Annotated in this window: 12 protein-coding genes and 1 riboswitch; of the genes, 2 read left to right on the top strand and 10 right to left on the bottom strand. The window is 48.2% G+C overall.

From position 1 onward, the window contains the following. Positions 1-369: 369 nt before the first annotated feature. From OXH18_RS18215 to psbX, 6 genes are all read right to left on the bottom strand, one after another. On the bottom strand, positions 370-894 hold the full coding sequence (locus tag OXH18_RS18215; protein ID WP_268608671.1) for a hypothetical protein: 525 nt from the start codon (positions 892-894) through the stop codon (positions 370-372). A gap of 27 nt (positions 895-921) precedes the next feature. After that, entirely contained in the window at positions 922-1614 is a 693-nt protein-coding gene (locus OXH18_RS18210) for a HupE/UreJ family protein (RefSeq protein ID WP_268608670.1), read from the bottom strand. Between the two features lie 20 nt (positions 1615-1634). Continuing rightward, a riboswitch (cobalamin riboswitch) is annotated at positions 1635-1778 on the bottom strand. A 99-nt stretch (positions 1779-1877) separates the two neighbouring features. Next, positions 1878-3308 (bottom strand): trypsin-like peptidase domain-containing protein, encoded by a 1431-nt coding sequence (locus OXH18_RS18205; RefSeq protein ID WP_268608669.1) that lies wholly within the window; start codon positions 3306-3308, stop codon positions 1878-1880. A 104-nt stretch (positions 3309-3412) separates the two neighbouring features. After that, positions 3413-4861 carry a trypsin-like peptidase domain-containing protein gene (locus OXH18_RS18200; protein ID WP_268608668.1) on the bottom strand — a complete coding sequence of 483 codons (1449 nt, stop codon included), beginning with the start codon at positions 4859-4861 and terminating at the stop codon, positions 3413-3415. 519 nt (positions 4862-5380) lie between these two features. After that, a complete protein-coding gene (locus tag OXH18_RS18195) occupies positions 5381-6121 on the bottom strand; it encodes a Ycf66 family protein (RefSeq protein WP_268608666.1) in 741 nt (246 codons plus the stop codon). A 392-nt stretch (positions 6122-6513) separates the two neighbouring features. Beyond that, the gene (gene psbX, locus OXH18_RS18190) at positions 6514-6636 is read right to left on the bottom strand and encodes a photosystem II reaction center X protein (protein WP_268608664.1); all 123 of its coding nucleotides are present in this window, start codon (positions 6634-6636) and stop codon (positions 6514-6516) included. Positions 6637-6830: 194 nt separating this feature from the next. On the opposite strand from psbX, the gene OXH18_RS18185 reads away from it, so the two are divergent. After that, positions 6831-7124: a YggT family protein gene (locus OXH18_RS18185; RefSeq protein ID WP_268608662.1), complete on the top strand. Its 294-nt coding sequence runs from the start codon at positions 6831-6833 to the stop codon at positions 7122-7124. Between the two features lie 100 nt (positions 7125-7224). Continuing rightward, positions 7225-8016 carry an IS5 family transposase gene (locus OXH18_RS18180; RefSeq protein ID WP_268607476.1) on the top strand — a complete coding sequence of 264 codons (792 nt, stop codon included), beginning with the start codon at positions 7225-7227 and terminating at the stop codon, positions 8014-8016. 104 nt (positions 8017-8120) lie between these two features. On the opposite strand, the gene OXH18_RS18175 is transcribed toward OXH18_RS18180, so the two are convergent. The 4 genes from OXH18_RS18175 to OXH18_RS18160 all read right to left on the bottom strand — a co-directional run bounded on the left by OXH18_RS18175 (position 8121) and on the right by OXH18_RS18160 (position 12270). Continuing rightward, positions 8121-9041 (bottom strand): Npun_R2821/Npun_R2822 family protein, encoded by a 921-nt coding sequence (locus OXH18_RS18175; RefSeq protein WP_268608660.1) that lies wholly within the window; start codon positions 9039-9041, stop codon positions 8121-8123. 21 nt (positions 9042-9062) lie between these two features. Beyond that, positions 9063-10061: an Npun_R2821/Npun_R2822 family protein gene (locus tag OXH18_RS18170; RefSeq protein ID WP_268608658.1), complete on the bottom strand. Its 999-nt coding sequence runs from the start codon at positions 10059-10061 to the stop codon at positions 9063-9065. Between the two features lie 128 nt (positions 10062-10189). Beyond that, complete coding sequence (locus tag OXH18_RS18165; RefSeq protein ID WP_268608656.1) at positions 10190-11149, bottom strand: glycosyltransferase family 10 domain-containing protein; 960 nt, start codon at positions 11147-11149, stop codon at positions 10190-10192. Between the two features lie 68 nt (positions 11150-11217). Further along, positions 11218-12270, bottom strand: coding sequence for a succinate dehydrogenase/fumarate reductase iron-sulfur subunit (locus OXH18_RS18160; RefSeq protein WP_268608654.1), 1053 nt, complete (start codon positions 12268-12270; stop codon positions 11218-11220). Positions 12271-12415: the final 145 nt, after the last annotated feature.

The raw sequence follows: 12415 nt of genomic DNA, 5'->3' as shown, positions 1-12415 counted from the left end.
GAATAAGCTAATGTCAAGCAAGGAAGCAATCGTGCAATAAGCAGCGTATTGAGTTAGATCAGGGTTGATAAATAATTTGTATTTCAAGCAATGCAAGATCTACTTGTGCAATCGGGCACAATTAGATTGTTGATGCTGATGACTGACACCTGAAGTGCCAATATCTTCAGTATCTCCTTTCAGTTTGGTAGTAACTAGCAACAACTTTCATGGCTCGAGAAAATTGACTCCAACACGTCTCATTTCTCTCTAGCTAGTAGCTTTAGTGTAGCCATTCAATAACGAATTTGTCGGATTTTATACATTTCTTGAACGAATGGACGTTGAAAGATTAAGATACTTAGATTTTTGTGAGAGTTGATTACTGATTTATCGGCTTTTCAATCGTTGCTGATAGTTTAATCGGAAGACTTTGTGAATAGCGTAGTAAATTGCATAGAGACCGATCGTCCACATTCCATCACGTACAAAGATGCGCAGGAGAACATCGACCGTCAAACCGTGCATTCCCACCCATTGATGGACTAGCAGGGTGCTGCTTTGGTAAACAGTGAACCCCAGCAGCAGCGCTACTCCTAGCCACAGGAGTTGTCCTACCCAACCGTGATAACTAAACATTGGGCGCATTGAAGCGATCAAGGCAACCAGAATACTTCCTAAGCCCATCGTCAAGCCCCACAGCAGCACGATCGCATTCAGTGGATACTGTCGAATCGTGAAACCAACAAGCTGATTGACGAACCAAATGCACACCATCGCTACGATCGCCTGGTTGCGACGGAGGGTTACTCCCGCCAGAGTAGCAAAACTAACTAGTGGCACGTGAGGATAGATCAAGTTACTAACGCTGCCGATTGCAATCAAACTGACGTACCATCCTTTGCTTACAGCCACTATCTAAAATCCCTCACTTTCAATTTGTCACAATGCTGAGAAAATCGTTTCAACAATTAGGGTCGATAGAAAAGCAATACCTACGCCACAAATGACAAACCCAGCAAACCGAAGCGGCAAATTAGGCAGTTCAGTGGCTTGCTTGAGAACCGCTTTACCAATGAAAAAAGCGGCAATAGCCACTGCGAGTTGAATCACAGTGAAGCCTGCCAGGTAGGCAACCAGCGGCGTCATTTCTGCACCAAAGATAGATTCTCCGTAGGCATAGCCATGAAACAATCCACAGATTGCAGCTAATCCAGTTAAAACCCAGCTATTGGGCTGCTGCTTCAGGGTCAGAAAAATACCAAATAGCAGCACCGATCCAGAAATGAAAAGCTCAGCCGCTGGTAATGTGATTTGCATCAAGTGGAACACGGCTCCTGCTACTGTTGACAGCACAAAAGCGATCGGAATCTTGATTCCTTGACAACTAATCGCAGCTAGTAATCCAACAGACACAATAAATGCAAAATGATCGGCGCCAATCACAGGATGAGCCAGACCTGACAGAAAGCCTTCAACGAAATTGGCGGGAACTCTCTCTCCCATTGCGTGGTGAGCTAGTGTAGGAGAGTTGCTGAACAAAAAACTGGCGATGATTAGAAATATTAGAAGCCCTGCTTGCTTGAAGGGACGATCGCAGCGGATTAATCTAGAAAAGCCAGAATGTTGGTTCATCCGTACCTCGCAGATGAAAAGGGATGGATTTGCGATCGGCGGGCATCCTGACTCAGAGAGGAAACATCTCATCACAGTTGCGGGACAGCGCCGGATTTGCACCGAACTTTCCCCCTTGCGTCTGATGGCTGTTCCCCATCAGAACCGACGTTACCTTAAGAGATTAGCATGGTCAGGGCGGACTAATGCAAAGTTACGGAATTGACACAAAGCAAGTTAATGCAGTTTCAACGCCTCTGCTTCGCGTTCACCACACTGCTCCCTTACCGAACAGTTAAAACATAGCGCCCTTGTCCCTCCGAGTCATAGGCATTGGCAATGATACGATAGGTTCCCGTCACCGGGAGGGTGATGGTCAAAGTGGAGTTGAGTGTATTGGAAGCAGCATCATCGTTCTCACCAATGACTTGATCGTTGGGCCCTAGCAAAATTAAGTAGGTATCAAAGTCACTGCTTTCTAGGGAAATGGTAACGGTTTGACCGGCGTTTCCTTGAAAGCTATGCTCCTCGTATAAACTGCCATCTTCCAGCTTCGGTGAACTACTACCGAGGAGACCTTCCGTTTGAAGAATTGCGACTGTTGGTTGAGGGTTTGTGGCAATAGTTGACAGTTCTAGCTGATAATTACCTTGTTCTCCAGCAGCATACGAATTAGCTAAAATCAAATACGTGCCATCATCTGGCAATGTCACACTGAGGCGGGAATTACGGCCGCCACCACTGTCGTCATCTTGAGCCAAAGCGGTTCCGGTAGGAGATAACAAAATCAAATACGGATTCAATTCGCTGCTACTCATATGGATGACCACTTGCTGTCCTGCCCTACCCGCGAATGAATAGGCATTGAAGTAGCTATTATCGGCTGGCAGAATACCACTGTTGTCATCTAACCTGCCTTGAATCTGGCTATTGAGCGTTAAGGGTTGTACAGTGCGTTCTTCAACAAATGGGGTTTGCTGTTGAGCAGTTCGTGGGGCAGCCCCTTGGTTAACAGCCGCTAAAAAGGGTTGAATTTGTTCGATCGGAATAGCAAAGCCGATGCCGATATTTCCGGCCGATCCTCGTGGAGCATAAATAGCCGTGTTGACACCAATTAATTCCCCTCGGTTGTTCAACAATGGCCCCCCGGAGTTGCCTGGATTGATCGAAGCGTCTGTTTGGATCAATCCTTGTTCCCGATCGATACGGCTCACAATTCCCTGCGTGATGGAGCCTTGGAAACGTCCGAAGGGATTACCGATTGCAAACACCTGTTGCCCCGTGCGGACAGACCCTGGTTCAGCAATGCGGACGGTTGGAAAGGAATCGTCTCCTTGCAGACGAACTACCGCTAAATCGAGACCCGTTTCTCCATAGCCAATCACCTCGCCCACATACTGAGTGCCGTCCGCTAAAATCACTGTCACCGATCGGGCATCTCCAACCACATGGGCATTGGTTAGCACCAACCCATCCGAGCGAATCAACGTGCCACTCCCCGTCGCACTGTCGGATTCGATCGAGACAACTGCCGGACTAACTTCGGCATAAACTGTTTCTGCATCTTGGGCTAGTGCAACGCGAGGCGCAGATCGGCCAAACCCAGATACACTGAACCACTCCACCGGAGACATCGCGTTAAATAGAGTTAGCCCCAGGGTTGTGCCCACAACAATCAGACCCGACGATGCGAGACGGAGGACTTGAAAACTCATAAGACGTTAAAGCAACTCAGCGAAAGCAACTTAAAAAACAGACATAGAACAAGGTTGTAGCCAGAGGTACAGCGCTATTTTAGCCGTGAAGCAATCAGGCTCGGTCAGCGAACGGTCACGGTATAGGCCCCTTGCCCGGTGCGTTCATAGGCATTGGCAATAATTCGGTACGTTCCAGTGACCGGTAATGTGACGGTCAACACCGAGTTGAGCGTTCCAGCCGACGCATCGTCATTTTGTCCAATCACCTGTTCATTTGGACCGAGCAAAATCAGATAGGTATCAAAATCTTCGCTCTCCATCACAATCGTCACACTCTGTCCTGCTTGTCCTTGGAAGGTATGTTCTTGGTAGAATGTCCCATCGGCTCGAAGCACCTGCGACTCTGGCCCTAACCGTCCCTCTTCCTTCAGCAAAATTGGGCTTAAGCCAGTGGTAGAGAGGGCTAGTGTGTACTCTCCGGTTTCACCAGCGGAATAGGTATTCGCCAAAATGGTATAAATGCCTTCGGTTGGTAGCGTCACCTCGATCCGCGAATCTCTGGCCCCATTGTCCGTACCTGCTTGAGCAACATTGTTTCCTTCTGGCGAGAGCAAAATCAAATAGGAGTTAAATTCCTGGCTATTCATTTCGATAATAACCCGTTGTCCAGCATCGCCCTCGAAGGTGTAGGCGTTGAAGTAGCTATTATCGCTAGGGAGAACGTTACTTTCCTCATCCAGCTTTCCTTTCACTTCGATCGGTTCGTTGTTGAGGGCCAACCGTTCAGCAGCGGCTCCACCCGCTAACAGGGGAGATTGTTGGGGAGCCGTGGGGGCTCGCCCTTCTTCAACGGCAACCAGAAACGAATCTACGCGATCCGTAGCAATGGCAAACCCAATTCCCACATTGCCAGCTCCCGCACCAGGGGACAGAATGGCGCTGTTGACTCCAATCAATTCTCCGCGACTATTGAGCAATGGACCACCAGAATTTCCAGGATTAATGGCGGCATCGGTTTGAATTAACCCGCGATTGCGATCTAATCGGCTGACAATGCCTGTGGTGAATGTGCCTTGAAAGCCAAACGGACTGCCAATCGCAAACGCCCGCTGACCAACCGCCACCGCTTCTGGATCGGCAACTCGCACGGTTGGAAAATTGCGTTCGTTGCTGACAATACGAACGGCGGCCAAGTCCAGTCCTCCCTCTCCATAGCCAATGACCGTCCCTTCAAATTCTCGACCATCGGCAAGTTTGACCGTCACAGTTTCTGACCCTGTCACCACATGGGCATTTGTCAACACCAGCCCATCGGGGCGAATAATGCTACCACTGCCACTGCCTGTTGCAGTTTCGATCGCCACCACCGCCGGGCTAGCTGCTTGGTAGACGCGAACATTCACCCCCTCTTCTGGATCATCGGTTATGTTGGTCTGAGCAATTGCTTGTCGAGTTCCTAATTTCAGCGTAAAAACCTCTAGCGGTATAAAAGCGTTCAGTCCTATTAAACCAAGAGCCGTTCCGGCAACAGCTAAGCTAGAGGACGCTAACCGAAAAAAATTGATAGTCATGCTCACCACTTGTTGATAGGTACAGTACAAAGCCCTTTACATAGAAATACACAGGCACGATCGCACCAGTTCGCGTTTTGGACGTTCGTTGAGAATTCACACTGAACTCGCAACCTTCACTCGCTCGTTGGATGACACAGAGGGTTTGCTTCAGGGATCTTGCGTAAACATGCGTAAACAAAAGATTGCTGTGATTGCCATCGACAAGCCCTATTTGCATTGCATTCATTGAATGCCGATTCTCACGTCAATCCCAAGCAAAGCCTTTCTCTATTTCTGCTTACTATCAACCAGAGATGTCAATGTTGAAATTGTTAATATTTTTGGAGTTCCACCCTGCCTATTGAGAATTAAATAGACTAGCTCAAATTCCATAAAAAATTGATAGCTTCACCTTGTAGTTAAACAACTCTACTAAAAAAACAAAGTAGGGACGCTAACCGAACGCCCCTACTCCTAAACATCAAATCCACCGTGAGCTTGTACGATCGGCATGATCAGCGGTTACTAGCCAACACCCTAGCTCCAATCGTCAGAGCGATCCACTGGCTGATAATCAACATAATCAGAGGCAGCGTAGTCTGAACTGCGGCGACGGGATGCCTCAGACGGACGGCTGCGCTTGGGGCGAGTCGGCTGATCGTCGCTAGCGCTACTGGGTCGAATCACTTCACGACGAAACGACTGCTCACTTGAATCGTCATCCCAAGTACGTTCCGAGCGATCGGGAGGCAAACTGGAAGATCGGGACGAACGAGGGCGACGAGGGCGATCGCTGAGGCTGGGACGTTCGCTGCCACGCCGAGGTGTTGAGCGACGGGTATCGTCATAATCATCGCGGGGGCGAACCTCTTCACGAGTTCCCCGAATTCGACGATTCACCGGGAACCGATCGCGTTCATCTAGTGGAGGATAATCATCTAGTTCTGCACGGTAAACTCGGCTGACAGGGCGCTCCTCATCGACAACAGGAGTATTCCGTTTCGCCTGCTCCGTAGCAATTCCTCTCAAACGAACCGCTTCATAAGCAAACCAGATAGCTGAAGCCACAGACAAAGTTTGAGCAAATTGCAGAATCGGGTCAAGCCGCCAACCTTGGAAGAACAAGATACCGCCACACAGGAGAGCAATTGCCGCAAATACGATATCCTGATCGCGAGCCAACCCCGGACGCATGGTTCTTAGAGCATATAAGCCTGCCCCTCCTAGCGCCAGGGCAATGCCTAGAAAGCTAGCCCAGTTAAGTCCAACGTTTACCATTACCGTTCTCCGATGTTATGTCCCTATGTTAACGACTCTGGGCATCAAATCTCTAGCAGGATTTTTAATGAAATCGTGAGAAATTGATTCTGATCAATCAGATCCGACAGAAATCGATCGAGCCTGAAGGTCTGAAATTTAGATTGATGCTACTCTATATGCTGCTTTATTTAAGCTGTCCTCTATCTACTTATAAGGTGATACTTGGGTAAAACCACATTCGTTGATACCAATGATACAAAAATGGCTAGGACAAGCTGTCGCTCTACCACATTAGGGTCGCCAACTTTATCCTAGCTATTATGGAGACAGGCTTGTCAAGCAATTGTGTCAAGACTAAAGGGTGTCACACCTATTCACTGGACAAATTCACAGAGCAATATATGACTGAGTTATGAGCCGCGCTGGATCTTATCTTTCTGACTAATGAAGACGAGACCCACCACAACAGGAATGACCACAACAACAACACCAGCCAGCAAGCTGTAAAGGAAATTAGCAAGAGAGGGTGTCATAGAACTTTATCCGTAGGTTCAGGCGAGTTATTCATTAATCATCTTATCGGTCTGTTAAACCTTTGAAAAGATGAATCAGAAAAGCAATCTGGAACTGATGACTTTACAGCCCGCCAAGTAAGGATAATGATTGAATTCATGCTTCGCACAACCAGCGATAAAATATGAGACAGCACAGTTACAAAGCTTAAAATATGCCTGCCATATCGATCGCAACCTGGATTCTGGCTCTCGTGCTAGGGATCATGATTTTTCTGTTCATCTTTCGGATTGTCTTGACTTGGTATCCTCAAGCAGATCTTCAGCGCTTTCCCTTCAACGTTGTCGCAGTTCCGACTGAACCCTTCTTGAGTCCTACCCGCAAGTTGGTTCCTCCGATCGGAGGAGTCGATATCTCGCCCATTATTTGGGTAGGAATTTTAAGTTTGGCAAGGGAACTGTTGTTAGGACAGCAAGGGTTGTTGACCATGATGAATCGAGTGCCCTGATATCAGGCTAAGAGGGTGTTTGAGAAGCCAGGAAGGTCGTAAAAAAGCTCACTCAGTGTAGGCTGCGAATAGCAAATATCTACAGCCCTGAGTGAGTCAGATGAGTAAAGCATATCCCAGTAACCTAACCCGCGCCCAATATGAGGTTTTGAGTGAATTAATTCCAGCAGCAAAGCCAGGTGGTCGTCCTCGCAGCGTTGACCTGTGGGAGGTGCTCAATGCCATGCTCTATGTTCTGGTTGAAGGCTGTCGTTGGCGTTCTTTACCTGGTGATTTCCCAGCCTGGCAGACGGTGTACACGTACTTCCGCAACTGGCGATTGGACGGCACCTGGATTTCCATTCATGACCAGTTGCACCAGTGGGTTCGCATCGATGCGCAACGCTATCCTAGTCCATCAGAAGCGATCATCGATAGCCAAAGCATCAAGAGTGCAGCAGGAGTTCATCAACAAGTTGGCTTTGATGGAGGCAAGCTGATTACAGGACGCAAACGATTTTTAACGGTGGATACGTTAGGACTGGTTTTGCGGGTGTTTGTGAGTGCGGCAAACCTGGGGGAACGCGAAGGGGGCAAACGTGTCCTCAAACGAGTCAAACGGATGAAGAAAAAGGTTTCACGCTTAATCACCATTTGGGTAGACGGCGGGTTCGATGGCGCCCCTTTTCTGATGTGGGTGATGGATGTTTGTCGTTGGATTGTGCAAGTTGTACTGCGACCTGAGCAAACCAAAGGCTTTAGCTTGCTCAAAAAGAGGTGGGTGGTAGAACGAACTTTTGGTTGGCTAATGGGATGCAGACGGTTGGTCAGAGACTATGAATTATTACCAGAGACATCAGAAACCTTGATCTACCTTGCCATGATTCGGATTATGGTGAGGCGGTTGGCATAAATTTGACACCTCAAATCTTTTCAAACACCCTCTAAGGGTCAGAGATAAAAGTGATAGATAAATGAAGGTTGCAGTCCTGTCTGTTCTGTCCTTATCCCTAATCCTTAATATGCTTTGATTTTTAATTTGATTTGGTCGAGTGTTTTCCGCCAGACGGGGGTCTGACCCGTGGGTTGAGCACCAATCGGTGGTTTCTCTTCACCTAAGTAGCGGTAGTGTTCCCATATTTCCCAATAGGGGCAACCGGGCTGAATCCGCATTCCAGCCCAGTGCAAATATTGTAAAGGTTGATTCACTTTAGGATCAAAAAGCCGATCGCCCTGTATTTGAAAATGGGGACTGCCTGCCCAGTTTCCGGGCGCTTTGCCGGGTCGGCGGACAATATTGAAGCGTTTGGGAATCTGTTTCAACACCATGTAATTCATGATGGGCTGATCGGAGGTTTTCTGAGAAAAATCAAAATAGTCGGGATGGGCGGCACACTCTTGAAAAATAGAGTAGAGATCGGACTCAGAGATGCGATGCTGCTTCGATCCCCAAAAGCCGCCGTTGAAAATATCGCCACACTCTTGCTCAGTCAAAACCCCTGCCTCTAGTACCTTCGGCGTAAAAACGTTGGCGATCCCGCCTGCGTGCTGGTAGTCGGCACAGATAAAGTCGTACTCGGTCAGGTAATTCAGGTTGTCAATGATTTTTTCAAAGACCACGATATCCGTGTCGATATAAATGAATTCCTCGAAGGGTCCAAACCAGCAGGCTTGCTTGCGGAATTGATTAGGGCGGGCAAAAAATCCCTCCCCAAAAATGTCATATAGCTGACGCGATAACCGATCGATGAACTCCAAATCTTCATAAACCGTTACCCCAAATTGATGAGCTAACACATCGGCGACATGGTGATAGTGCTCGTCATAGGGAATCAGCACAACGGGCGTCTCAGCATCATAAACCCGAATGCTTTTCAGTAGGGCGATCGATTGCTCTGTGGCGCGATCGTTGGCGGTGATGTAGATACCGCGATTCATACCAGTTCTCCTTGAGATAGTCTAATTTCGAGCCAAACCCAACTTCCGAAACAAGCGCTTCTGTAGGCTCGGCGATGCATTGTAGGCCCTGGGTTTTTGAGAAAAAACAGGGTGTTGCTCTGGTTCGTGCAAATAGCGATAGTGCAAGAACAGATCACGGTAGGGAAAGTCAAGATTTTCGCCGCTACAGACCCGGTTCACGAGGCTAGACGTTAACCCGATGTAGTGAATGTAGGTCAACGGATTGCCTTGGTCGTACAGAATTCGATCATGCTCGGTGAACTTATCCGAGGTAATGCAACAGCCCGTTCGCTGCTCGGGTGGTAGCTTCAGCGCCAAGTTGCAGAGTTTAATGCCTGATTTCATTACCATATAATTTAGCAACGTTTGATCAGGAGCCATCGGATACAGGATTTCCGCATCGCCCGCTCGTAACTCTGACAGCAGCCATGCTTGTTGCTCTGCCGTAAATATGTGGCGCTTGGTAGCGTAGAAACCAGAACAAAAAATCTCCGTTTGCAGCCGATCGCTCGAAAATAACTGAGTGAGTCGGGGTGAAGAGAGATTGTAAACGTGGCTAGGATCTTTAAATTGAAAGTCGTAAACTGCCCAATCGGTCTGGTCTAGCTGCTGAAAGATGAACTCTGGTGAACTCATCAACAGCGTGTCGGCATCCAGATAAAGGAAGCGCTCGAACGGGCCATCAAACGCACAAAAGCGACGATGGGTTCCAACTCGGTAATATACAGTTGGGTCAAGCTTGCCCCACCATTGTCTAGCGGTGGGATGCGCGTCCCAAACATCCCGCACAAACTGATCCCAGTGCTGAATCGAGAGGCGATCATTGTAAAGCTGCACATTGGGACGCCGAGCAATTTCGGCTGCAATGCGATCGGTGCGATCGTCATAAGGATAAACGCAAACAGGGATGGTTGCTCCTACAACGGCTTCAATGCTATTGAGCAGGGCTACGAGTTGGTTATAAACCTGATCGTTGGCAAGGGTGCAGATTCCATTCATGGGAGTCGGGAGTTGGGAGTCGGGAGTTGGGAGTCGGGAGTCGGGGGTTGGTGCAGAATCTATCGCTTCGTTCCCTATTTCCCATTGCCTCTCCCTACTTCCCCTTTCACAAGGTAATGTCACATTGCCTAAAAGTACTTTTCAACGAATTCTGACAGCCAGTTCAAGAGATTGAGCTTGTGCAGGATAATTTGTCGTGCTTCGGCGATGGCATCTTTTGCCTGATACCAGGTTTCTGGAGATGTAATGACTTCTTGAATGTAGGCAACTCCTTTCTCGTCAAGGCTGGGCAAGCGCAGAAAACTTCCAGGTGGCAACAGTCGATCGGCGGCTGAACCACCGTAGTAAATGGGTAAACACCAAGCCAGCAACGAATCCCATAGCTTTTCACTGACGTACCAATCGTTGTCGGCATAGTTTTCGATCGCTAGATTGTAGTAATACGGAGCCATGCCATACCATTTATTTTTTAGTTCGCCATTGCTTCTTGCCCCACTGGGTAAACCCCGACCGTAGAGATCCACATCAAGTTCGATTTGCTGCAATTGCTGCAAAAACGCAAGGCGCTGGCGGTGGTTTTTGGTGCGGTTGATGCCCGATGTAATCCAACTACAGCGTTTGGGTTTTTCTGGAACGGGTAGTTGCTCAAGCTCTCGAAATGAGTTGGCGTGATACCAAATCGCAGGCATGTAATCGGGCGTAGGAGCACTATCATCGGGGCCGAAAACATAGCCACAGTAGGATTTAGCAGCCTCATAATTAATTTTGTTTTTGTGCAAAATTTCTTCTAATGGCGGTTCTCGCAACAAATAGATCGCTCGCTCCCTGGGGACACCACGTAATTCGGTAGCGCTTAATGAAACCGTTTCCAACTGGGGTGGTTGCAAGCGATCGAGCCAACTTTTCCGCCGAGTAGACTGCCGAAAAAAATCATACTGGTAGAGCAGCAAAACATCAGGTTTGGGTGCATTTTTCAAAATTTGAATAGTTTTCCAAACGCCGAAAGGGTTGGGAGTTTGCTGCCATAACCAATCACTTTGATTCACACCTTGATAGGAAGTGATCATGCCTACAATCCGTCTACCCATAAGTTTTCTGGTGAACTACTGGTAGAGTTCCCAGAAACAGCTTTCATCAAACAACAGTTGAGGGCTTATTAGGTTTCAGATTCTGCCTGTTCCACAGATTCAATGAGCGATCGTACTTCGTCAGTGCCTTCTGAGGGTTCAAAGCGGAGCGGAAACTTGCCTTTGACTATCATGCGCAGACCCAGCGGCGCTAAACTAAACACACCCTTCAAATCACGAAAGGAATTACCCACCACCTTCAACCCAAAGCGGCGCTCGTCGATCCAGCCACCCTCTTTCACCAACTCAACCAATACTTTGCGATGCCGTACCGAGCGACTGGTTGGCTCAGCCTGAGGATCGGACTGAATTGAGGAAGTGCGATCGAGAATTTCCTGCTTAATTTTGCCAATTTGATCCATGGGAGCCACGTCCATTGGACAAACCGCGTTGCAGAAATAGCAACGGGTACAGCCCCACACGCCTCTTGTGCCTTCGTTATAATGGGTCAGGCGATCGGCGGTTTGGGCATCTCGGTTGTCTGCCACCATACGATAGGCTTTAGCCAGCGCGTGTGGCCCTACAAAGTCTGGATTGACTTCGCGGGCATTACAGTCGGAATAGCACGCGCCACACAAGATACAGTTTCCCGTTTGGTTCAGGCGATCGCGCTCTTCAGGAGATTGCAAGAACTCTCGTTCGGGCACGTGCCGGGCCGAAGTACTGACGTAGGGATCAACGGCTTGCAGATTATCCCAAAAGCTTGACATATCCACAACCAGATCTTTGATCACAGGCATATTTCCCATCGGAGCAATGGTAATAGTGGGGATAGGAGCAGTTTGAGTATTTGAAGTAGGGAATTTTTCACTAACCGAAGCAGCAATAGATTGCAACCGGGCGATTTCACTACCGACATTTTCTTTGCAGGCTAACGCCGATCGACCATTGATCCGCATGGAACAACTGCCACAAATCGTATTTCGACAATTTTTCCGAAACGCTAAACTACCATCTTGTTCCCATTTAATTCGATTGAGGCAGTCCAAAATAGTGTTGCCTGGCTCAACGTCCAGTTGATAAGACTGCGTGTAAGAAGTAGAGTTGGAGGCTTGCCGAACGACTTTAAACAAAACTTGCATACATTTGAAGCGAAATGCTGACTTATCTTCTAGTCTAATCCAAGCGTACAGAGTGCTCAGAGTTTACGGAATTCTTTCAGAAATCGTATTAGAGATAAAAATAGCTTGTTCAGTCAAGCATCTCAATCACCCTAATGGCTTTCTG

It is taken from the genome of Thermocoleostomius sinensis A174 (assembly GCF_026802175.1).
Lineage (GTDB): Bacteria > Cyanobacteriota > Cyanobacteriia > Elainellales > Elainellaceae > Thermocoleostomius > Thermocoleostomius sinensis.
The sequence above is the reverse complement of the archived record's forward strand: the minus strand, read 5'-3'. Positions and strand labels throughout refer to the sequence as shown.

What these genes read in the sequence shown, in the direction of transcription:
- OXH18_RS18210 (WP_268608670.1), bottom strand. Translation starts at nt 1,614, where the DNA reads ATGAACCAACATTCTGGCTTTTCTAGATTAATCCGCTGCGATCGTCCC.
- OXH18_RS18205 (WP_268608669.1), bottom strand. Translation starts at nt 3,308, where the DNA reads ATGAGTTTTCAAGTCCTCCGTCTCGCATCGTCGGGTCTGATTGTTGTG.
- OXH18_RS18200 (WP_268608668.1), bottom strand. Translation starts at nt 4,861, where the DNA reads ATGACTATCAATTTTTTTCGGTTAGCGTCCTCTAGCTTAGCTGTTGCC.
- OXH18_RS18195 (WP_268608666.1), bottom strand. Translation starts at nt 6,121, where the DNA reads ATGGTAAACGTTGGACTTAACTGGGCTAGCTTTCTAGGCATTGCCCTG.
- psbX (WP_268608664.1), bottom strand. Translation starts at nt 6,636, where the DNA reads ATGACACCCTCTCTTGCTAATTTCCTTTACAGCTTGCTGGCTGGTGTT.
- OXH18_RS18185 (WP_268608662.1), top strand. Translation starts at nt 6,831, where the DNA reads ATGCCTGCCATATCGATCGCAACCTGGATTCTGGCTCTCGTGCTAGGG.
- OXH18_RS18180 (WP_268607476.1), top strand. Translation starts at nt 7,225, where the DNA reads ATGAGTAAAGCATATCCCAGTAACCTAACCCGCGCCCAATATGAGGTT.
- OXH18_RS18175 (WP_268608660.1), bottom strand. Translation starts at nt 9,041, where the DNA reads ATGAATCGCGGTATCTACATCACCGCCAACGATCGCGCCACAGAGCAA.
- OXH18_RS18170 (WP_268608658.1), bottom strand. Translation starts at nt 10,061, where the DNA reads ATGAATGGAATCTGCACCCTTGCCAACGATCAGGTTTATAACCAACTC.
- OXH18_RS18165 (WP_268608656.1), bottom strand. Translation starts at nt 11,149, where the DNA reads ATGGGTAGACGGATTGTAGGCATGATCACTTCCTATCAAGGTGTGAAT.
- OXH18_RS18160 (WP_268608654.1), bottom strand. Translation starts at nt 12,270, where the DNA reads ATGCAAGTTTTGTTTAAAGTCGTTCGGCAAGCCTCCAACTCTACTTCT.